The 20,681-nt window shown below is 75.4% G+C and carries 16 protein-coding genes and 1 pseudogene; 12 read left to right on the top strand and 5 right to left on the bottom strand.

Annotation, left to right across the window (positions count from 1 at the left end; all coding sequences use genetic code 11):
- The first annotated feature begins 21 nt into the window (after positions 1 to 21).
- The 3 genes from G7075_RS17715 to G7075_RS17705 are packed head-to-tail and all read left to right on the top strand — an operon-like array spanning position 22 to position 1,107.
- Positions 22 to 663 (top strand): RNA polymerase sigma factor, encoded by a 642-nt coding sequence (locus G7075_RS17715; protein WP_240917731.1) that lies wholly within the window; start codon positions 22 to 24, stop codon positions 661 to 663.
- Positions 653 to 967 carry a hypothetical protein gene (locus G7075_RS17710; RefSeq protein WP_166123802.1) on the top strand — a complete coding sequence of 105 codons (315 nt, stop codon included), beginning with the start codon at positions 653 to 655 and terminating at the stop codon, positions 965 to 967. Before G7075_RS17715 ends, G7075_RS17710 begins: the two co-directional genes overlap by 11 nt.
- Entirely contained in the window at positions 922 to 1,107 is a 186-nt protein-coding gene (locus G7075_RS17705) for a hypothetical protein (protein ID WP_166123801.1), read from the top strand. The genes G7075_RS17710 and G7075_RS17705 overlap by 46 nt, the downstream gene beginning before the upstream one ends.
- Before the next feature lie 65 nt (positions 1,108 to 1,172).
- On the opposite strand, the gene G7075_RS17700 is transcribed toward G7075_RS17705, so the two are convergent.
- The gene (locus G7075_RS17700) at positions 1,173 to 2,018 is read right to left on the bottom strand and encodes a S8/S53 family peptidase (protein WP_166123800.1); all 846 of its coding nucleotides are present in this window, start codon (positions 2,016 to 2,018) and stop codon (positions 1,173 to 1,175) included.
- A gap of 280 nt (positions 2,019 to 2,298) precedes the next feature.
- On the opposite strand from G7075_RS17700, the gene G7075_RS17695 reads away from it, so the two are divergent.
- Positions 2,299 to 5,025, top strand: coding sequence for a CHAT domain-containing protein (locus tag G7075_RS17695; protein ID WP_166123799.1), 2,727 nt, complete (start codon positions 2,299 to 2,301; stop codon positions 5,023 to 5,025).
- Positions 5,026 to 5,042: 17 nt separating this feature from the next.
- Here the strand turns inward: G7075_RS17695 and G7075_RS20445 are convergent, their stop codons facing one another.
- Positions 5,043 to 5,825 carry a LysM domain-containing protein gene (locus G7075_RS20445; protein WP_205860560.1) on the bottom strand — a complete coding sequence of 261 codons (783 nt, stop codon included), beginning with the start codon at positions 5,823 to 5,825 and terminating at the stop codon, positions 5,043 to 5,045.
- 154 nt (positions 5,826 to 5,979) lie between these two features.
- Between G7075_RS20445 and G7075_RS17685 the strand changes: the two genes are divergently transcribed.
- The 4 genes and pseudogenes from G7075_RS17685 (at position 5,980) to G7075_RS23150 (ending at position 11,458) form a co-directional block, all read left to right on the top strand.
- Positions 5,980 to 6,675 carry a response regulator transcription factor gene (locus tag G7075_RS17685; RefSeq protein ID WP_240917730.1) on the top strand — a complete coding sequence of 232 codons (696 nt, stop codon included), beginning with the start codon at positions 5,980 to 5,982 and terminating at the stop codon, positions 6,673 to 6,675.
- A complete protein-coding gene (locus tag G7075_RS17680) occupies positions 6,675 to 8,030 on the top strand; it encodes a cell wall metabolism sensor histidine kinase WalK (protein ID WP_166123795.1) in 1,356 nt (451 codons plus the stop codon). The genes G7075_RS17685 and G7075_RS17680 overlap by 1 nt, the downstream gene beginning before the upstream one ends.
- 123 nt (positions 8,031 to 8,153) lie before the next feature.
- Positions 8,154 to 10,858: pseudogene (locus G7075_RS17675) on the top strand (SNF2-related protein); the annotation flags it as partial.
- A 6-nt stretch (positions 10,859 to 10,864) separates the two neighbouring features.
- Complete coding sequence (locus G7075_RS23150) at positions 10,865 to 11,458, top strand: helicase-related protein (RefSeq protein WP_240918074.1); 594 nt, start codon at positions 10,865 to 10,867, stop codon at positions 11,456 to 11,458.
- Between the two features lie 80 nt (positions 11,459 to 11,538).
- Here the strand turns inward: G7075_RS23150 and fumC are convergent, their stop codons facing one another.
- Positions 11,539 to 12,960, bottom strand: a complete 1,422-nt coding sequence (fumC, locus tag G7075_RS17665; protein WP_166123788.1) for a class II fumarate hydratase — start codon at positions 12,958 to 12,960, stop codon at positions 11,539 to 11,541.
- A gap of 204 nt (positions 12,961 to 13,164) precedes the next feature.
- Between fumC and G7075_RS17660 the strand changes: the two genes are divergently transcribed.
- Both G7075_RS17660 and G7075_RS17655 read left to right on the top strand, forming a co-directional pair.
- Positions 13,165 to 13,944 (top strand): triacylglycerol lipase, encoded by a 780-nt coding sequence (locus G7075_RS17660; RefSeq protein WP_166123786.1) that lies wholly within the window; start codon positions 13,165 to 13,167, stop codon positions 13,942 to 13,944.
- Positions 13,941 to 15,350, top strand: coding sequence for a wax ester/triacylglycerol synthase family O-acyltransferase (locus G7075_RS17655; RefSeq protein WP_205860558.1), 1,410 nt, complete (start codon positions 13,941 to 13,943; stop codon positions 15,348 to 15,350). The genes G7075_RS17660 and G7075_RS17655 overlap by 4 nt, the downstream gene beginning before the upstream one ends.
- Before the next feature lie 33 nt (positions 15,351 to 15,383).
- On the opposite strand, the gene G7075_RS17650 is transcribed toward G7075_RS17655, so the two are convergent.
- Positions 15,384 to 15,809: a VOC family protein gene (locus G7075_RS17650; RefSeq protein WP_166123784.1), complete on the bottom strand. Its 426-nt coding sequence runs from the start codon at positions 15,807 to 15,809 to the stop codon at positions 15,384 to 15,386.
- A 64-nt stretch (positions 15,810 to 15,873) separates the two neighbouring features.
- Positions 15,874 to 16,578 carry a bacterial transcriptional activator domain-containing protein gene (locus tag G7075_RS17645; RefSeq protein WP_166123782.1) on the bottom strand — a complete coding sequence of 235 codons (705 nt, stop codon included), beginning with the start codon at positions 16,576 to 16,578 and terminating at the stop codon, positions 15,874 to 15,876.
- A gap of 360 nt (positions 16,579 to 16,938) precedes the next feature.
- Between G7075_RS17645 and G7075_RS17640 the strand changes: the two genes are divergently transcribed.
- Together G7075_RS17640 and G7075_RS17635 are read left to right on the top strand one after the other, a co-directional pair.
- Positions 16,939 to 19,425: a hypothetical protein gene (locus G7075_RS17640; protein ID WP_166123780.1), complete on the top strand. Its 2,487-nt coding sequence runs from the start codon at positions 16,939 to 16,941 to the stop codon at positions 19,423 to 19,425.
- Positions 19,422 to 20,663 (top strand): hypothetical protein, encoded by a 1,242-nt coding sequence (locus G7075_RS17635; RefSeq protein ID WP_166123778.1) that lies wholly within the window; start codon positions 19,422 to 19,424, stop codon positions 20,661 to 20,663. The genes G7075_RS17640 and G7075_RS17635 overlap by 4 nt, the downstream gene beginning before the upstream one ends.
- Positions 20,664 to 20,681: the final 18 nt, after the last annotated feature.

Genomic DNA, 20,681 nt, shown 5'->3' with positions numbered 1-20,681 from the left:
GAACTTCGACACAATGGACCCGTGCCGGGCGACCCGATGCGGGGCGAGGGCGTGGAGCGGTCCACCGCGGACCTCCTCGCGGCCTCCGCGGCGGGCGAACAGGCCGCCTGGGACCTGCTCGTGCAGCGCTACGGCGGCCTCGTGTGGTCGGTCGCCCGTGCCTACCGCCTCCGGGTGGGCGAGACCGACGACGCCGTGCAGAACACCTGGCTGCGCCTCGTCGAGCACCTCACCCGGATCAGCGACCCCGAGCACCTCGGCGGCTGGCTGGCGACGACCGCCCGGCGCGAGTGCCTCCAGCTGCTGCGCCGGCGCGGCCGGACGGGCTACACGACCGACCTGCTCGACGACCTGGAGGTCGAGGACGCCCGACCCGAGCTGGACGCCGCCCTCCTGGCCGGCGAGCGCGACGCCGCGCTGTGGGCCGCGGTGAGCACCCTCCCGGGCCGGTGCTGGGCCCTGCTGCGCACGCTCATGGCCTCGCCGCCGCCCTCGTACGCCGAGGTGGCGGCGGCCCTCGACATGCCCGTCGGCAGCATCGGGCCCACCCGCCAGCGCTGCCTGGAGCAGCTGCGGCGGCGGGTCGAGGGCGACTCCCTCCTCGACCCGCGCGCCGCCACCGACCCCCGTGACCGAGAGGACGGTGACCCCCGTGCCCGATGACACCGACGACGCCCTCGTCGAACGGCTGCGCGCCCTCGCCGCGGCCGTCGACCCCCCGCCGGCGCACGTCGAGGAGGCGGCCCGCGCCGCGTTCGAGACCCGCACGCTCGATCACCTCGCACGCCTGCTCACCGACTCGGCCGACGGCGAGGCCCTGCTGACCCGCGCCGCGTACGACGCCCTCACCGGTGCCGTGCGGCTGCTGTCCTTCGCCACCGACGAGGTCGGGATCGACCTCCAGGTCGCGGTCGAGGGGACGTGGCCACCGTCCACGGCCTGCTGCGCGGGGCGTCGGGGCCGGTGACCGTCGAGGTGCGCGGCGGCTCGAGCACGAGGGTCGAGGTCGACGGGGACGGCTGGTTCACCGTGACCGGCCTGCCGGCCGCGGCGAGCGCCGTCCGGGTCCGCACCGGCACGACGACGACGGAGTGGTTCGCGCTCTGACGGCCCGGTGCGGGCGGGTCCGGTGCGGGCGGGTCCGGGCGGGCGGCCCCGGGAGGGCGGCCCACTCAGGCGATGACCACGCCCTGCTCGCCGGGCATCTGCGGCGCGTCGCGCAGGATCCGGACGGCGGCGTCGGCGCCGGTGATGCCGTGCTCGAGGGCGTGGGCCGCGATCCGGCCCGACAGGGTCGCGGCGGCGAAGGACGTGCCCTCGCCCACCGCCCAGCCGTGGAACCACGCGAGGGCGCCCGCGGCGTCGGCCTCAGCCGCGGGGCCCGGCAGACCGAACGTGCGCTGGTCGACGTAGGGGCCGACGACCTCGACCCCGGGCGCGTACGCCTGCACCCACGAGCCGCGGTTGCTGAAGCCGGCCGGCCGGTACCCGTCGAGCCCGCCCGACTCCCAGGCCCCGACGGCGATGACGCCGTCGAAGGCCGCCGGCCAGGTGCGCAGCCCGCTCGGATCGTTCCCGGCCGCCGCGACGACCGCGACGCGGTCGAGGTCGACCTCCTCGAGCGCCGCCCGGATGAGGGCCGGCGGTCCGGTCCGGTCGTCGAAGACCCCGCCACCGAAGGAGAGGTTGACCACCTGCACCCGGGGGTCGAGGGCCAGCGAGCGGATCGCGGCCGCGACCATCCGGTCCTCGGTGTCGCCGAAGCCGTCCGGGCCGACCGTGCCGGTGTCGATGGCGGCGTGCATCCGCACCCGGGCACGCGGGGCCTCCTTGAGGACCAGCCCGGCGACGAGCGTGCCGTGGCCGTCGCCGGGGCGCAGCGTCGGCAGCACCCCGGGCCCGGGCGCGAGGAGGCGGTCCTCGTCGTCCTCGGGGCAGATCGAGACGTGGCCGGAGAGCCAGGGGTGGGTGGTGCGCCCCGGCCAGCCGAGCAGCACCCCCGTGTCGACGACGCCCACGGTGAAGTCGGTGGCCTCCCCGAGGGGCGCCCAGTCCGGGTCGGCGACGGGCCGCAGGGCCGCCCCACCCGGGGTCCGGGCGTCCTGGTGGGCCGAGCCCGGCGTGCGGGCCCAGGGGCTGCGTCCGCCGAGCGCCGCCCCGGGGGTGCGGGCGAGGGGGGTCCAGCGGGGGTGGGGTGCGCCATGATGTCCATGTGGCAGTCCTTGCGGTCGTCAGGTCGGTCGGGGAGTCGATGCCGGCCGACCGGAGCCTGATACACCCACGGTAGGGCCGATCCCGATGGACGGACAGGGGCTGCCGGAGGGAGCCCTCGACCTCGCCCTCGAGGCGGTCCGCAACGCCTACCACGACCCCGCCCACGCCGTCCGGCTCGTCGAGCGGGCCCGCCGCTGCGCCCGTCGCGACCCGGAGGTGGCCGCCGTCACCGGCCGGGCCCTCGGCATGGTGGCCGCGGCGCGCGGCGACCTGCCCGGGTCGGTACGGGTGCTGCGTGCCACCGTGCGTCGCGCGGAGGCCGCGGGGCTGGCCGGACGGGCCGCGCAGGCCCGCGGCTCGCTCGGGTACGCGCTCGTCCTCACCGGTCGCGGCACGGCCGCCGTCACCGAGCTGGAGCGCGCGGTCGCGGAGCTGCACGACGGCGTCGACGGGGCGCGCCTGCTCATGCAGCAGGGCCTCGTGCTCACCGAGCTGCGTCGCCTCGAGCCGGCCCGCCACACCCTCCGCCGGGCCCTGCGGGCCCTCGCCGCGGCCGGTGGCGAGGACCTGCTCGAGGGCGACATCCGCAACAACCTCGCGGTCACCGAGATCCACCGCCTCGACTGGCGTCGGGCCGAGGAGGAGCTGCGGCGGGCCGAGACCCTCTTCGAGGCGACGGGGATGGCCGGGCGCACGGCGATGGTGTGGCACAACCGGGCCTGGGCGGCCGGGCTCCGCGGTGACGTGCCGGCCGCGCTCGCCGCGTTCGACGAGGCCGAGCGGCGCTACGCCGGTGCGGGGATGGCGACCGGGCTGCTCGTCGTCGAGCGGGCCGAGGCGCTGCTCTCCGCCGGGCTCGTCGAGGAGGCGCGCCAGGCGGCCGCCGGCGCCGTCGCCGAGCTCGCGGCCCAGGACAACCGGGTCGACCTCGTCCACGCCCGGATGCTGCAGGCCGAGGCCCTGCTCCTCGCCGAACGCCCCGAGGAGGCCCGCGCGGCCGCCGACCTGGCCCGCCGGGAGGCGCGGCGGCAGGGCAACCCCGGCTGGGCGGCGCTCGCGGGCTTCGCGGTGCTGCGGGCGCGGGAGGCGTCGGGGGAACGGCCGGCGCGGCTGGTGCCGGCGGGCCGTCGCGCCGCGGCCGACCTCGCGGCGGCCGGCTGGGTGCCGCAGGCGCTCGACGCCCACCTCCTCGTGGCCCGGGCGGCCGTGCGGGCCGGTCGACCCGACGACGCCCGGGCGGCCCTCGACGCCGTCCGCGCCGCCCGTCGCCGCGGACCCGCCGGGGTGCGGGTGCGCGCCTGGCACGCCGAGGCCCTGCACCGCCGGGCCGCCGGTGATCGGCGGGGCGCGCGGTCGGCCGTGGCGGCGGGGCTGCGCGTGGTCGACGACTTCCGGACCGGGCTGGGCGCCACCGACCTGCGGGCCCACGCCGCGGTCCTGGCCGGCCGGCTCGCCGAGCTCGGGGTCGGGCTCGCCCTGGAGACCGGGGCACCCGATGCCGTCCTCGCCGCCGTCGAGTCGGCCCGGGCGGCGGCCCTCTGGTCCCGACCCACGCGGCCCGACGACGACCTGCTCCTGACCGACGACCTCGCGCGCCTGCGCCGCCTGGGTGCCGACCGCCGCTCGGGCCTCGTGCCCCCGGGCGCCGGCCGGGCCCGCGAGGCCGAGCTCGAGCGAGCCGTCCGCGACCGGGCCCGGCACGCGTCGGGGCACCGCGACCCGGCATCCCGGCTGCGCCTGCGCCCCGACCCCGGGCGGCTGCACGCGGCCCTCGGCCCCCGGGTCCTCGCCGAGCTCGTCGTCCACGACGGGGAGGTGCTGGCCGTGGTCGCCGCGCGCGGGCGGCTGCGGCTGGTCCGGCTCGGCGGCGAGGCCGAGGTCCGGGCGGAGGTCGACGCCCTCCTCGCCGGCCTGCGCTGGCTGCTCGCCGGGAGCACCGGGCCGGGTGCGGCCTCGCTCGTGCAGCGGGCGGCCGGGCGCCTCGACGCCCTCGTGGCCCGGCCGGTGCTCGCAGCTGCCGGTGTCGAACCAGACCCGCCCACCGGTGGCACCGACCCACCGGCCGGCGACGCCACCCCCGTCGTCCTCGTGCCCGGGGCCCGGCTGTCCGCCCTGCCCTGGGCCGCCCTGCCGTCCCTGACCCACCGACCCCTGACGGTCGCCCCGTCGGCCGCCTCCTGGCTGCGCGGCGCCTCCGGCACGGGTCACGCCGACGGCACGGGTCACGCCGACGGCCACCGGCAGCACACCGGTCGGGTCCTCCTGGCCCACGGGCCCGGCCTGCCCGGCGCCCGGCGCGAGGTCGAGGCGCTCGCGGCGGACCACCCCGGGGCGCGGGTCCTCACCGGCGACGACGCCACGGTGGCCGCGGTGCTCGAGGGGATGGACGACGCCCCCGTGGCCCACCTCGCGGCCCACGGACGGCTGCGCCCCGACAACCCGATGTTCTCCGCGCTCGTGCTCGCCGACGGCCCCCTGACCCTCCACGACCTCGAGCGGCTCGCGGCCCCGCCCGGCCTCGTCGTGCTCGCGTCCTGCGACGCCGGCCTCGGCACGCTGCACCCGCACGACGAGGTCGTCGGGCTGGCCACCGCGCTCCTCGGCCTCGGCGCCCGCACCGTCGTGGCCCCCGTCCTCGCCGTCCCGGACGAGGCGACGTCGCGGTTCGTGCTCGCCCTGCACCGGGGGCTGCGCGACGGCAGCGACCCGGCGGCAGCGCTCGCCGCCGCCCGCCGGCAGGTGCTGGCGGACGGCGACGCGGCGGCCGACCTCGTGGCGGCGGTGGCCTTCACGAGCTTCGGGTCGGGCTGACCGACGCTCCGTGCGACTCAGGCGAGGAGGAGCACGTCCCCGGGGTGGATCAGGGCCGGGTTCTTGATGTGGTTGAGCGACACCAGCTTCTCGACCGTCGTGTGGAACCGGAGGGCGATCTGGAAGAGGTTGTCGCCGTCGACGACGACGTACGTCGGGTGCGCGGCACCGTCGTGCGCGGCCCCCTGGTGGGCGGGCGCCCCGTGCGGCGCGGCGGCGAAGAACGCCGCCGTGTCGATGGCTCCCGGGTCCCAGTGGCCGAACGTCGGCCCCTCGTCGCCGGTGTTCTGGCCGGGGACGTGGCAGTGCCCGAGCCATCCGCTCCACGCGGCGTAGGTGGCGTACGAGACCCGCAGCGTGGCGGCGTCCGCGTAGCTGTGGGCCGGCCGGGCGATCCACCGGTCGCGCACCCCGTTGGCGCGGATGTCGCGCATCATGGCCCGGAAGTTGGGCCCGGGCCGCCAGTCCTTCGTGAAGGGGTGGGCGGCCTGCGCGACGACCTCGACCTGGATGACCCTCGACCCGGTCTTGTTCGCCGAGTGCGCTCCCGGGCCGGTGCACAGCGCCCGGGCGCTGCGGTCGAGCGCGAAGTACTGGCCCAGCCGGTCGGTGCGCGGGTCGTAGAGGTAGTGCGGCTCGGCCTTCTTCGCGGTGAGCGTCTCGTGCATCGCGGCGAACCGGTCGCCGCCCGAGGGGCAGTCGGTCACGTGCAGCACGGCCTTGGCGGTGCCGCCGGCGAGGGTGCCCGACGACCCGACGGCGAGGAGGTCCTCGGCTTCCTTGGTCCAGCGAGGGGGCATGGTCTTCTCCTGTCCTGGGGGATGGTCGGACTGGGAGATGCCCGGCGCGCGGCCGCTGATACGTCGGCGTCCGTCGGCACCGGCCGCGTCGTCTCCAGCAGGTCCCGAGGTTTCCTCCAGACAGCCACCGGGGGCGCGTGGGAGCGTGGGCGCCGTGGCCGACCCCTCCCCCGTCCCGAAGGTCCTCGTCGTCGACGACGAGGAGAACATCGCCTACCTCGTGACGTCCGCCCTGCGCCTCGCCGGGATGGACGTGACGGCCGCCGCCACCGGCGAGGAGGCCCTGGCCGTGGCCGCCCGCACCGCCCCCGACGTCGTCGTCCTCGACGTGATGCTCCCCGACCTCGACGGCTTCGAGGTGCTGCGCCGGCTGCGCGCCGCCGGCAGCACCGCCCCCGTCCTCTTCCTCACCGCGCGCACCGACACCGCCGACCGGGTGCGCGGCCTGACGAGCGGCGGCGACGACTACATCACCAAGCCGTTCGCCCTCGAGGAGCTCGTCGCCCGGGTGCACGTCGCCCTGCGCCGCGGTGGCACCGCCGCGGCCCCGAGCGCCCGCCACCGGGTCCACGACCTCGTCCTCGACGAGGACCAGCACCGGGTGTGGCGCGGGGAGACCGAGGTGCACCTGACGGCCACCGAGTTCAGCCTGCTGCGGCTGCTGCTCGTCAACGCCGGCCGGGTGGTCACGCGCGCCCAGATCCTCGACCACGTGTGGCAGTACGACTTCGCGGGCCAGACGGCCATCATCGAGTCGTTCGTGTCGACGCTGCGCAAGAAGGTCGACGCCGTCGAGCCCAAGCTCGTGCACACCGTCCGCGGCGTCGGCTACTCCGTGCGGGAGCCCTGATGACCCTGCGCCGTCGGCTCGTCGCGGCCGTGGCCGTGCTGGCCGTCCTCGCCGTCGTCGCGGGCGTGGCGGTCGTCCTCGTCCAGCGGGCCTTCCTCGTCGGCCGCCTCGACGCCGAGCTCGGTGCCCTGGCGAAGAACCCGCGCGCCGTCCTCCTCGCCTCGCAGCGCTCGGACGGGGGGGTCGCCACCGCCGCGCTGAGCGACGTCTACGTCGGCCGGATGGGCGGGGACGGCCGGCTGACCACGGTGCTCGCGCCCCAGGCCGACCCCACGCTCCTGCCCGACCTCGCCCCCGGCGAGCGGGTGCTCACCCCGGCCGGCCGGGCGACGGCATCCGGCGAGGCCGCGCGCGTCCGGGTGGTCACCGTGCCGCTGGCCAACGGGCGGGCCCAGGCGGTCATCGCCGTGCCGACGACCTCCGCCGACGTCACCACGCGCCGGCTGGCCCTCACCCTGCTGCTCACCGGCCTCGTCGTCGCGACCTTCGTCGGGCTGCTGCTGTGGTGGGTCGACCGGCTCGGGCTGCGGCCCATCGCCGAGATGACCGACGCCGCCGACGCGATCACCGGCGGCGACACCTCGCGGCGGGTGCCCCCGGGGCCACCGGGCACCGAGGCGGCCCGGCTCGGCGAGGCCCTCAACACGATGATCGACACGACGTCGGCCACCAACGAGCGGATGCGCCGCTTCGTCGCCGACGCCTCCCACGAGCTGCGCACGCCGCTGACGACGCTCGGTGGCTACGCGGCCCTGCACTCCACCCGTCCGGACGGCCCGCTCGACGAGCGCGGACGGGCCGACGTCGACGACGCCATGCGCCGGATCGGCGACGAGGCGGCCCGGATGCGCCGGCTCGTCGACGGCCTCCTCGACCTCGCCGGCCTCGACGCCCCGGACGCGCTGCGCCGCGCGCCGATGGACCTCGCCGAGGTGCTGCGCGACGTCGCCTCCGACCTGCGCGTCGTCGCCCCCGACCGCGCCGTGACCCTCGACGCCCCCGAGCACCTCGTCGTCACCGCCGACCGCGACCGGGTCACCCAGGCCCTCGTGGGCCTGACGTCGAACGCCGTGCGGCACACCCCGGACGGCACGCCCGTCGCGCTGCGCGTGCTCGTCCGGCCCGGCGGGGTGCGGGTCGAGGTCACCGACGCCGGGCCGGGCATCCCCGCCGAGCACCTGCCGCACCTCGTCGAGCGCTTCTACCGGGTCGACCGCTCGCGCTCGTCGGGCAGCGGCGGGTCCGGACTCGGGCTGGCCGTCGTCGACGCCGTGGCCCGGGCGCACGGCGGCTCGGTCGAGGTCACGTCGGAGGCCGGGCGCGGCACGACGTTCGCGCTCGTCCTGCCCGCCTGAGCCGTCCGGCAGACCCTCCGACCCCTGTGGACGGGCTCGGCGGATGTCCCCGTCGCGACGTACGGTAGGACGTTCAGGGAACGCCGGCGCAGGGGCGTCCCACGCCTGCGAGGAGGGGTGCCGATGGCCCGGGTCGTCACCGCGCGCCGCCTCGCGGAGCTGACCAACCGCGAGCTCGGCGAGGTGTGCGGCACCGTCACCGTCGCGCGCGGGCTCGCGTACGCGCGCGAGGGGCGGGTCGTCGACGTCGAGGTCTCCGCCGACGGCGCGCACGCCACCGGGTGGGTCGGCGGCAGCGCCGGTCAGACCTACACGACGCAGGTGGCCCTGCGCCCCCAGGAGGAGGGCGACCGGCAGGCACTGCGGCGCTGGCACAGCCAGTGCTCGTGCCCGGTCGGCGGCGACTGCAAGCACGCGGTCGCGGTCGCGGCCCGGGTGCGCGAGCTGGCACCGACTCCCGCCGCCCCGGACGAGCCGCCCACCCCCACGTGGGAGCGGGCCCTCGGCGGCCTCCTCGACGACGACGTGCCCCGCGACGTCACGCCCGTCGGGCTGCTCATCGAGCCCACCACCGACCGCACCGGCCGGGCCCGGCTCACCGAGGACACCGGGCGTGCCCAGCTGCGGCTGCGGCCGGTCGTGCCCGGGGTCCGCGGCGCCTGGATCCGCACCGGGGTCTCCTGGGAGTCCTTCGCCGGCGGGTACTACGGCTACGGACGCGTCACCTACCCCGAGGCGCACGTCGACGCGCTCACCGCCGTCGCCGACGCCCACCGCCGCTCGGTCCGCGCCTACGGGTACGGCCGGATGCCCGACGCCATCCTCCTCGACCACCTCGGGGCCGGCTGGGTCTCGCTGCTGCGGGCCGCCGACCGGGCCGGCGTGCGCCTGCTCACCGACCTCACCGGCAGCGGCGACGTCGCCTTCGCCCCCGACCCCGCCGAGCTCGTCGTCGACATCGAGCGCACCGACGACGGCGCCGCCCTCCACCCGCGCCTCGACCTCCCGGTGGGCCCGGGCACCGACACCCACCTGGTCGGCTCGCCGGCCACCGGGTTCTGGCTGCGCGACGACGACACCCTCGTGCTCGGCTCGCTCACCGAGCCCCTCGACGGCACGCGCCAGCGGCTGCTCGACCTCGGGGTCGTCGAGGTCCCCGAGGCCGACTGGGCGCGCTTCACCGTCACCCACCTGCCGGGGCTGCGGCGCAAGGCCCGGGTCCGCAGCCTCTCCCCCGAGCTCGAGCTCCCGGAGGCCGTCCCGCCGCGGCTGCACCTCGCCGTCACCGTCGAGCCGGGGCACCGCACACACCTCGAGTGGGGGTTCCGGTACGGAGGCGCGAAGGGGGTGCGGGTCGCCCTCGGGTCCGACGACCCCGACCCGATGCGCGACCGCTCCGCCGAGCGCCGGCTCGTCGAGCAGCTGCGCGACGTGCCCGAGGCCGCGGGGTTCGCGGCGCTCTGGCAGGTCGTCGCGCACCAGCCGCACCTCGTGCCCGAGGTGCGCTTCCACGGGTTCACGACCGTCGGGTTCGCCCAGCTGCTGCCGCTGCTCGAGGAGCTGCCGTTCCTCGACGTCGACATCGCCGGTGAGGTCGCCGAATACACCGAGGTCGACGAGGCCCCGCTCATCCAGGTGTCCACGAGCGACGGCTCGGGGGGCGGCACCGGGGCGGCCACCGACTGGTTCGACCTCGACATCTCGGTCACGGTCGCCGGTGAGGACGTGCCGCTCGCACCGCTCATCGAGGCCATCGCCCGCCGGCACGAGCACCTCATCCTCGACTCCGGCACGTGGTTCGCCCTCGACCGCCCCGAGCTCGAGACGCTGCGGCGGCTCGTCGAGGAGGCGCGCTCGCTGCAGGACAAGCCCTCCGACCCGATGCGCATCTCGGCCGTGCACGTCGGGCTCTGGGAGGAGCTCGCGGCGCTCGGGGTCGTCGAGGAGCAGAGCGAGCGCTGGACCCGCACCGTCGGACGGCTCGTCGACGGCGGCGGGCTGGCACCCGCGGAGGTCCCCGAGGGCCTCGACGCCACGCTGCGGCCCTACCAGGTCGAGGGGTTCCAGTGGCTCTCGATGCTCTGGGACTGCGGCCTCGGTGGGGTGCTCGCCGACGACATGGGCCTCGGCAAGACCGTGCAGATGCTCGCGATGGTGCAGCGCGCCCACGAGCTCGGCGAGCTCGACCACCCGGTGCTCGTCATCGCACCCACCTCCGTCCTGTCCACGTGGGCGGGCGAGGCGGCCCGGTTCGCCCCGTCCCTGCGCACGGCCGTCGTCGAGCGCACCCGCGGCAAGGACCGCCGCTCCCTCGCGGCCGCCATCGGTGACGCGCAGGTGGTCATCACGTCCTACACGGTGGCGCGCATCGACGAGGAGCAGTGGCGATCGCGGCCGTGGGGGCAGTGGTGCTCGACGAGGCACAGTTCGTCAAGAACCACCAGGCCAAGACCTACCAGGCGGTCCGACGGCTCTCTGCCAGAGCGAAGTTCGCCATCACGGGTACCCCGCTCGAGAACTCGTTGATGGACCTCTGGTCGCTGTTGTCCATCGTCGCCCCCGGGCTGCACCCGCGGCCGGGCGCCTTCAAGGAGCAGTGGGCCAACCCCATCGAGCGCGACGGCGACGCCGACCGGCTGGCCACGCTGCGCCGGCGGATCCGTCCGCTGATGCTGCGCCGCACCAAGGAGGCGGTCGCCACCGAGCTGCCGCCGAAGCAGGAGCAGGTGCTCACCGTCGACCTGCACCCACGGCACCGGGCGGTCTACGACCGGCACCTGCAGCGCGAGCGGCAGCGGCTGCTCGGGCTCATCGACGACCTCGACGGCAACCGGATGGCGGTGCTGCGGGCGTTGACGGCGCTGCGCCAGCTCTCGCTCGACCCCTCGCTCGTCGACGACGAGTACGCGGGGCTGGCCGAGTCGGCGAAGGTCGACGCGCTCGTCGAGCACGTCACCGAGCTCGCGGGCGAGGGGCACCGCGCGCTCGTCTTCTCGCAGTTCACCGGGTTCCTCGCCATCGTCCGGCGGCGGCTCGAGGCCGAGGGCATCGCCTACGAGTACCTCGACGGCCGCACCCGCGACCGCGCCGACCGCATCGCGGCCTTCCGCGACGGCGAGGCGCCGGTGTTCCTCATCTCGCTCAAGGCCGGCGGCTTCGGCCTCACCCTCACCGAGGCCGACTACGTCTTCGTCCTCGACCCCTGGTGGAACCCCGCCGCCGAGGCCCAGGCCATCGACCGTGCGCACCGCATCGGGCAGACCAAACCCGTCAACGTCTACCGGCTGGTGTCACGGAACACGGTCGAGGAGAAGGTCATCGCCCTCCAGGAGCGCAAGCGCGACCTCTTCACCCGCGTCGTCGACGAGGGCGCGGCGCTGAGCCGGGCCCTGACCGCCGACGACCTGCGCGGCCTCCTCTCCGACTGACCTCGACGAGCGGATCGCTCGGTTCGAGGTGAAAGGCGACCCGATTCCGGTCGGGTTTCACCTCGAACGGGCCGGGGTGGTCAGTCGGGGCGGGTCATCGCGGCGGGGTCGACCCAGCGGTCGTAGTCCTCCGCCGACACCGACCCCGACGCCAGCGCCGCCTCGCGCAGCGTCGAGCCGTCGCGGTGCGCCTGCTTGGCGATGGCCGCCGCCGCGTCGTAGCCGATGTGCGGGGCGAGCGCGGTGACGAGCATGAGGTCGGCGTCGAGGTGCTCGGCGATGACCGCCCGGTCGGCCTCCAGCCCGACGACGCAGTGCTCCCGGAACGAGCGGCAGGCATCCGACACCAGCCGCACCGACTCGAGCACGGCGTGCGCCATCACCGGCGTGAAGACGTTGAGCTGGAAGTTGCCCTGCGTGCCGGCGAACCCGACCGTGGCGTCGTTGCCGAACACGCGCGTGACGACCATCGTCATCGCCTCGGACTGCGTGGGGTTGACCTTGCCCGGCATGATCGAGGACCCCGGCTCGTTCTCGGGGATGCGCAGCTCGCCGATGCCGGTGCGCGGCCCGGACGCCAGCCAGCGCACGTCGTTGGCCAGTTTCATGAGCCCGCCCGCGAGCGTCCGCAGCGCCGACGACACCGCGACCAGCCCGTCGTGCGCCGCGAGCTGGACGAAGAGGTTGTCGGCCTGGTGGAAGGCCAGCCCCGTCTCGGAGGACAGGTGCCGCGCCACCGCCGGCCCGAACGCCGCCGGGGCGTTGAGCCCGGTGCCCACCGCCGTGCCGCCGATGGCCAGCGCGAGCACCCGCTCCCCCGCGTGCCGGACGTCGGCCTGCGCCTCGCGCAGCTGGCCGGCCCACGCGCCGATCTCCTGGCCGAGCATCACCGGCGTCGCGTCCTGGAGGTGGGTGCGCCCGACCTTGACGACGTCGGCGTACTCAGCGGCCTTGGCCTCCAGCGCCTCGCAGAGCGCGTCGACGGCGGGGTGCAGCCGCTCGGCGAGCTCGAGGGCCACCGCCACGTGGACGGCCGTCGGGAAGGTGTCGTTGCTCGACTGGCTGCGGTTGACGTGGTCGTTGGGGTGCACCGGCGACTTCGACCCGAGCTCGCCGCCGAGCAGCTCGATGGCCCGGTTCGAGACGACCTCGTTGGCGTTCATGTTCGACTGCGTCCCGGACCCGGTCTGGAAGACGACGAGCGGGAAGTGCCCGTCGAGCTCCCCGCGGGCCACCTCGTCCGCCGCCTCCACGACGGCCCGCGCCACGTCCTCCGGCAGCAGCCCGAGCTCGGCGTTGGCCAGCGCTGCCGCCTTCTTGAGCAGCCCGAGACCACGCACCACCGGGCGCCCCCAGACGAAGGTGTCGCGGCCGATGTCGAAGTGCTCGAGGCTGCGCTGGGTCTGCGCGCCCCAGTACCGGTCGGCCGGCACCTCGACGGCCCCCATCGTGTCGCGCTCGGTGCGGGTGGCCCCGCCGGCCGGGTCCTGCTGCGTCGTCATCCACCCACGGTAGGCCGCGGTGCGCGCTGCACCGCCGGCGCCCGCCGACGAGGCGGGCCGCGAGGGGCGGCGAGACGTGCGACACGGACCCGCGCGGAGCCTCCCCTCCCGAGGCTGGTTCTGGGACACTGGCCCTCTGCCCTCCGCAGCGTCGCGAACCGGGTCGACCGGAGTCGTGGCGTCCGCCCGACCGAAGGAGCCACCGTGCCCCGGCTCGACCCCGTGCCGCCCGGCCCCAGCGCACCGACGCTGTGGATGGCCCGGCGCGAGTGGCGCGCGGCCCTCGAGCTCGCGACCGCGGCGGTCCGCACCCGCGACGTCGCCGACTGGCCCACGGGCGACGGGCACCCGGTCATCGTCCTCCCCGGCTTCCTCGCCGGCCCCGAGTCCACGGTCTTCCTCCGCCAGCACCTGCGCCGGCTCGGCTACCGCGTCCACGACTGGCGCCAGGGCCGCAACCTCGGGGCCAGCCCCGAGCTCGCCGCGCGCCTCGAGGACCTGCTCCTCGAGGTCCACGACCGCTACGGCCGCCGGGTCAGCCTCGTCGGCTGGAGCGCCGGCGGCGTCTACGCCCGCGAGATGGCCCGCGCGCTGCCCGACTACACGCGCGGCGTCATCACCCTCGGCAGCCCGTTCCGCCACCACCCGGCCTCCACCCGCGCCTGGGCGATGTACCGGATGATGAACCGCCACAACCTCGACCTGATGTTCACCGAGGAGGCCCTCGCGCTGCGGGCCCAGCCCCTGACGGTGCCGACGACGAGCATCTACTCGAAGGCCGACGGCATCGTCGCCTGGGAGTGCTGCGTCGCCGACCCGGCGCCGCGCACCGAGAACGTCGAGGTCTCGGCCACCCATCTCGGCTACGGCCACCAGCTCGAGACCCTCCACGTCATCGCCGACCGGCTCGCCCAGCCCGAGGGCACGTGGGCCCCCTGGGCCGGAGCCGGCGCCGTGGCCTCCACGCACGACAAGGCGGTGTGAGCGCGGTGGGCCGGTCACGGTGGGCCAGCCCGCTCGACGCCATCTTCCTCATGGGGGAGACCCCCGAGACGCTGATGCACGTCGGGTCGCTGCTGCACTTCTCCTACCCCGAGGGCGAGGACGACGGGTTCCTGCGCGACCTCGTCGCCGACGTCCGCTCGGCCGCCGTCGAGCTGCCGTGGACCCTGCGCCTCCAGACCCGCCGGGTGCTGCGCCAGCCGGTGCACCGCTGGGTCGAGGACGACCGCTTCGACATCGACTACCACGTGCGGCACTCCGCGCTGCCGGCCCCGGGCGGCGAGCGCGAGCTCGGCATCCTCGTCTCGCGGCTGCACTCGAACCAGATCGACTTCCGCCGTCCGCCGTGGGAGATGACCTTCATCGAGGGGGTCGGTCCGGGCCGGTTCGCGCTGTACACGAAGATCCACCACAGCCTCGTCGACGGCTACACGGGCACCCGCATCCTCCAGCGCGGGCTGTCCGAGGACCCCGACGACCGCACCCACCCGCACTTCTTCAGCCTCGTGAAAAAGCCTCGGGCAGAGGGCGACACGCGTGAGCCGGTGGGTGACGTGGCCTCGATCCTCAGCAGCGTGTCGGCCTCGCTCACGGCGATCCCGGCGGTCGCGCGGACCATCATCGGCACCCAGCTGCGCCGCGGCGAGACCTCGACGCGGGCGGTCACGTCGTACCAGGCGCCGATGTCGGTGCTCAACGGGCGCACCGGCCGCTCGCGCCGGTTCGCCACCCAGCAGTACGAGCTCGAGCGGCTGCGCGCGGTGGCCCGGGCCAAGAACGTCACCCTCAACGACGTGCTCATGGCCATCTGCGCCGGCGGGCTGCGCCGCTTCCTCGGCGACCTCGACGAGCTGCCCGACCGCCCGCTCGTCGCGTTCATCCCGGTCAACGTGCGACCCCCGGACAGCGAGGGCGGCGGCAACTACGTCGGGGCGACCCTGGTGTCGCTGGGCACCGACATCGAGGAGCCGGCCTCGCGGCTGGCCGCCATCGCCTCGTCGTCGCGAGCCGCCAAGGCCCGGATGCGCGGGATGTCGGGCGACGCGGTGATCGCCTACAGCGCGATGCTCCTCGCGCCGGCCGGCCTCCAGGTGGCCCGGGCGATGAGCGGGCTGCCGCTGCCGGGTCCGCTGACGCTCAACCTCTGCATCTCGAACGTGCCGGGCCCGACCAAGCCGCTGTACTGGCGCGGAGCGCGGCTCGACGCCACCTACCCGGTGTCGATCCCCGGGCACTCGATGGCGCTGAACATCACGGCGCAGTCGTACGCCGGCACCCTCGACCTCGGGTTCATCGGCGACCGGGAGGCACTGCCCCACCTCCAGCGCCTCGCGGTTCACACCGGCGAGGCGCTCGAGGAGCTCGAGGCGGCGGCCGGGACCCGCTGACCCGGTCGACCGGGCCCCTCCCGGCGCGAGCCCTCAGGCCTGGGGCTGCTCGCCGCTGCCGATGTTGACCATCCACGAGATGCCGTAGCGGTCGGTGAGTGCGCCGAACTCGTCGCCCCACATCTGCTTCTCGAGGGGCATCGACACCGTGGCGCCCTCGGCGAGGCCGTCCCAGAGACCGCGCAGCCGCTCGGCGTCGTCGCCGCTCAGCGAGACGTGGACGTTGGACGCTGCGGTGGCGGCGTCCTCCTGGCCCGGCGGCATGTCCGAGGCCATGAGCACGAAGCCGTCGTCGGTGCCGAGGTAGGCGTGCATCACGCCGTCGGCTCCCTCACCCTCGGCGCCGTACTGGCCGAAGGTCATGATGTCGAGCTGCCCGCCGAGGACCTCCTGGTAGAAGGTCATCGCCTCGCGGGCCCTGCCGGGGAAGTTGAGGTAGGGGTTGAGCTGGCTGGGCATGGTGGGCTCCCTGCGTCCGTCGTCGCTGACGGGTGCCGACGCTACTCGCGGGCGCCGACAGTCGTCACGCCCCGCGACGACGCCTGGCCGGCCGGGCGACGAGACCGTCGACGAGCGAGCTCACCTCCGGTGCCGGCTCGACCCCCAGCTCGGAGTCGACGAGGCCTCGGTACTGCTCGTAGCGCCGGAGCGCCTCGTAGGAGTTCCCCTCCTCCAGGTGGGCGCAGATGAGCGCGCAGACCGCTGACTGGCGCAGCGGCTCCGCACTGACGGCAGCGAGCCCGGCCCGCGTGGCCAGCCCGAACTGCCGTAGGTGGGTCGCGTTGCGACACACCGCTTCCAGCCCTTGGATACGCACCATGTGGAACGAGTCCTGCTCGCCGAGCAGCCAGTCCTCGTACCAGCCGGGGAGGAGGTCACGGGTCAGGAGGTCGACCTGGCGCGCGTCGAGGCTGACGTTGTCGCACGCCTGGTCGGCGACCCGCCGGGCCTCGTCCACGTCGACGTCCGCCTCGAGCCTCACCTCCCACGATGACGCGGTGACCCACCCCGCCGGGGTCTGCCAGATCGCTCGCCGCAGGTTGGCACGGGCCCGCTCGTCGAGGACGGAGGGCCACAGCTCCATGCTCATCAGGGAACGCTGGACGACAGGGCCCTTGACGGCGAGGTAGGCGACGGCGCGGCGCGCGGCGGCCGTCAGGCGGTCCTCCGGTGCGACGGCCAGCCGCCCGAGGACCGACACGTGTCGGTGCGTGCTCGTAACGGTCACGGCAGTCCCTCTCACCGCCCTGGTGGCGTGGGGTGGTGTCAGAGTCATGGAGGCGGGGACGTCACCGCAGTATCCCGGACCCCACGACGCACACGCAACGCCTTTCGGCGCGTCGCCGCGCGGGGGACACGCCGGTCACGAAGGGCGGTACGGAACGGGGACGGACGCCGGACGCGAGGAGGACCGGAGGAGGTCGGCAGCCGACTCGGACCGTGCCCGCCGGCGGATGGCCAGCGGGACGGCCGGGGCCCTTTCCACAGCACACGCCCGGCCCCGGAGGGCGACGTTCGGGGCCACGACCCGGGGACGCCGGGTCCGGAGGATGGTCGGCGCACAGCACCCACGGACCTCGGAGGGACCATGCCGCAGACCCAGCAGTCGGACATCCTCACCGTGCCGGAGACACCGTTCGCCGAGACGGGGCCGTTCGGCGAGAGCATCCCCGAGTCCGTGGGCCTGCTCCCGTGGACCGAGTCGCCCTCGCCGTTCTCCGAGCGGGACCTCGCGGGCTTCGAGCGTGAGGACGAGCAGACCGAGCTGTTCCTCGACACCTTCGAGGAGCTGCGCGACGAGTCCTTCGACGAGGCCCTGGCCGAGCTGGTCGCGGAGACGTCCGAGGCGGCCGGGGTCGGGGTGCAGGGTGAGCAGGCGGACGCCTGGGGCGCCCAGCGGCAGCTGCTCGCGCAGGCCCACCTCGGGCCGATCGGCGCCGAGGCCGAGCGCTGCGTCCAGCGCTTCATGGACCACGTCGCCCACGTGGACCCCGAGACGATCTCGCAGTCCGAGCTCGAGGACCTCCTGGAGCGCTTCGACCCGGGACCGGCCTCGGTGTCCCCGGCCGGCGAGCAGTTCCTCGGCAGCCTCATCAAGAAGGCCAAGAGCATCGCCGGCAAGGTCGTGGACGTCGCGAAGAAGGTCGTCAGCAAGATCCCCTTCCTCGGCGCGATCCTCAAGAAGCTCAAGGGCCTGATCGACCCCCTGCTCAAGCGCGTCCTGGGGATGGCCATCGGCCGCCTCCCCGCCGCCCTCCAGCAGCCGGCACGCGACCTCGCGAAGAAGATCGGGATCGGCGAGCACGAGGACGAGTCCTTCGACGAGCTCGAGGACGAGGCGGAGGAGGAGACCCTGGGCGAGGACTTCGCCGGGTCGCCGGTCAAGGTCCTCGACCCCGAGACCCTCGGGGAGTCCCTCGACGCGGTCCTCGCGGCGTCGATGGTCTCCCCGGAGGCGTTGGAGCAGTCCGAGTCCTTCGGCCCCGACACCGGCAGCGAGGTCCCCGCGGGCACCGAGCTCGAGCAGCTGGCCGCGGCCCGTGGCCGCTTCATGAACCGCGTGCGGGACGCCGGCGACGGCGAGGACCTCGGCCCGGCGATGGAGCAGTTCATCCCGGCCATCCTCCCGGCCCTCAAGCTCGGCCTGCGCCTCATCGGCCGGACCAAGGTCGTCAACTTCCTCGCCAAGTACCTCGCCCAGCTGATCGGCAAGTGGGTCGGCCCGCAGCTCTCGGTACCGCTGTCGCGGGCCGTCGTCGACGTCGGCCTGCGGGTCATTGGGCTGGAGCACGACGGGCGGGGCGAGCTCGAGTCCGAGGCCGTGCCGGCCATGCTCGCGACGACCGTCGAGGAGACCGTCCGCCGGCTCGCCGAGCAGCCGGAGCACGTCCTGGAGGACGAGGCGCTCCTCCAGGTGGCCGTGGCCGAGGCGTTCGAGCAGTCCGTGGCCGCGAACTTCCCCGCGACCCTCGTGCGGCCCGACCTGCGCCTCGCGCCCTCCCTCGGCGGCACCTTCGTCACCCGGCACGCCCGCACCCCCCACGCCTACAAGAAGTTCACCCGGACGCCGGAGATCGAGCTGACGCAGGGACAGGCCGCCGCCGTCCGCAGCTTCGGCGGCGTCACTCTCGACGCGGCCCTCCGAGCCCACGGGATCACCCTGCCGGGCCGCTTCCGGGTCCTCGTGTTCGAGGCCGCCACCGGCACGACGTTGCCGACCCTCGCCCGCCTGGAGGGCATCGTCGGTCCCAGCGGCACTCACGGCGCCTACAGCCACCTCCACCCCCTCACCCGGGCGAACGCCACCACCCTGCTGCGGGAACCCCGGCTGGGTGTCGACGCACCCGCGCGGTTCCTCCAGTCGCGACACCGGATCTCGGTGGGGCAGCGCTTCTTCCACCTCCAGCCCGTCGGCCAGCAGCCGACGCCGCTCCCCATGCCGACGCGGGAGGCGCCGTCGTGCGACCCCGGTACCCCGAGCGACCGCAGGATGCGCCTCGACGTCCGGCGCGGCGAGGCCCGGATCGCCCTGTACTTCTCCGAGCCCGACGCCCAGCGCATCGCGGCTTCGCTCGGGTCCGACCCGGCCAGCCCGGCGCTGCTCAAGGCGCTCCTCGAGGCACTGAGGGCCGCCGGTCGCTCGGTCGGCCGCAGCGACGGCGCCGTGCAGATCCCCGCCGGCGCCGGACCGGGCCCCTCCACGCCCGCCCCCACATCCCCGCCGCCTCCCTCGGGCGCGTCCGACGGCGGCGACGGCCAGTCCGAGTGGGAGTCCCGGTGGGAGGCGCAGTGGGAGGCCGAGTGGGAACGCCGCGCCAACAGCCGCCGACGCCGTCATCCTCGCCGCCACCACCGACTCTCCCCGGGTCAGCGCGCCCGCCTGCGCCGACGGATCAGGGCCGCCGCGTCCACGGCGCTCTCCGCGTGGGCCCGGTCGAGCGGGCAGGAGTTCGTGCGCGCCGCCCAGGACGCGAAGTGCGGTGTCACGGTGCGCATCCGGGTCACCGGACTCGCAACCTCCGACCACCGGAGCACCGCCACGGTGACGGTCGGACCAGGGCGGAGCCGGCCGTGAGCACCGCGCTCGTCGACGACCTCGACCGCCAGGTCCAGCACTGGCTGGGCTCGGCCCGCGGCTGCCTCGACGCCGAGTCCTTCGCCTCCCGGGCGGCCTGGACGTCGGTGGAGCACGCTGTCGGCCTCCCCGTGCGCACCCAGCTGGCCACGACCGTCGACGAGCTGATCCGCGTGGGTCGCTCGGCCGAGGCCTCCGTACGCAGCGCCCGGACCCAGCCCGGGGCCGTGCCCGTCGCGCAGGCCGCTGTCGAGCGCTTCCGCCGCCGCTACCTCCAGGTCGAGACCACCCTCGACTTCTTCGGCCAGGCGGTCAACTCCCGCACCAGCCGGCGGCTGGAGTCGACGATGGCCACCCTGGACCGGCTCGCCCTGCAGAGCATCGAGGCGTCGCTGGGTCAGGTCGGCATCGTCGTGCCGCCGGTGCTCACCTACATCGGCGAGGGTCTCGGAGCGAGCATCATCCGTGCTGGCATCCGGCTCTGGGCGCCGGGGACCGTCAACCCCGTGGCGGCCATCAAAGTGGTGCGGCACAACCTCTTCCGACCCACCTCCCTCTTCCACGAGACGGGCCACCAGGTCGCCCACCTCACCGGCTGGAACGACGCCCTGCAGGCCGCCCTCGGCCGGGAGCTCTCCGACGACCCGGCCCTGCGGTCGATGTGGCAGCCCTGGAGCAGCGAGGTGACCGCCGACGTCTACGCCTTCGTGCTCACCGGGTACGCCTCCGTCGCGGCGCTGCACGACGTCGTCGCGGACTCCCGCACCATCCTGCGCTGGCCGCTCGGCGACCCGCACCCGGTGGGCTGGCTGCGGGTCCTGCTCGGTACCGCGATGTGCCGGGCCAGCTACGGGCCGGGGCCCTGGGACCGGCTCGAGGAGGCGGTCCTCGCCGCCAACCCCCTCGAGCGTGCGGACGAGTCCACCGCCCCGCTCCTCCGCCGGTCGCACGAGCGGATGGACCGCATCGCACGCACCTGCCTGACGACCGCCGTCCCGGGGTTCGGCGGTCGGCCGGTCACGGTCGTCGTCGACCCGCAGCGCGTCTCGCCGCGGGCCCTCGTCGAGCTGGAGCGCAGCGCAGGCGCCGCCCTCTGGACCTCACCGCACTGGCGGCAGGCCGAGGGCATCCGCATCGTCGCGCTCGCCGGCCTGCGCGAGGCCGAGCACCCCGACCGCGCCGGCCAGTGGGTCGAGCGTGCCGAAGCCTGGTTCACCGACACCGCCCGAGCGGCGTGACCGAGAGAGAGGAGAGTC

It is taken from the genome of Phycicoccus sp. HDW14 (assembly GCF_011383005.1).
In the GTDB taxonomy this organism is placed as follows: domain Bacteria; phylum Actinomycetota; class Actinomycetes; order Actinomycetales; family Dermatophilaceae; genus Phycicoccus.
The sequence above is the reverse complement of the archived record's forward strand: the minus strand, read 5'-3'. Positions and strand labels throughout refer to the sequence as shown.

Coding starts and splice junctions, on each gene's coding strand:
- G7075_RS20445 (WP_205860560.1), bottom strand. CDS start 5,825: ATGCCCCCTCGCTGGACCAAGGAAGCCGAGGACCTCCTCGCCGTCGGG.
- G7075_RS17695 (WP_166123799.1), top strand. CDS start 2,299: ATGGACGGACAGGGGCTGCCGGAGGGAGCCCTCGACCTCGCCCTCGAG.
- fumC (WP_166123788.1), bottom strand. CDS start 12,960: ATGACGACGCAGCAGGACCCGGCCGGCGGGGCCACCCGCACCGAGCGC.
- G7075_RS17680 (WP_166123795.1), top strand. CDS start 6,675: ATGACCCTGCGCCGTCGGCTCGTCGCGGCCGTGGCCGTGCTGGCCGTC.
- G7075_RS23150 (WP_240918074.1), top strand. CDS start 10,865: ATGGCGGTGCTGCGGGCGTTGACGGCGCTGCGCCAGCTCTCGCTCGAC.
- G7075_RS17640 (WP_166123780.1), top strand. CDS start 16,939: ATGCCGCAGACCCAGCAGTCGGACATCCTCACCGTGCCGGAGACACCG.
- G7075_RS17650 (WP_166123784.1), bottom strand. CDS start 15,809: ATGCCCAGCCAGCTCAACCCCTACCTCAACTTCCCCGGCAGGGCCCGC.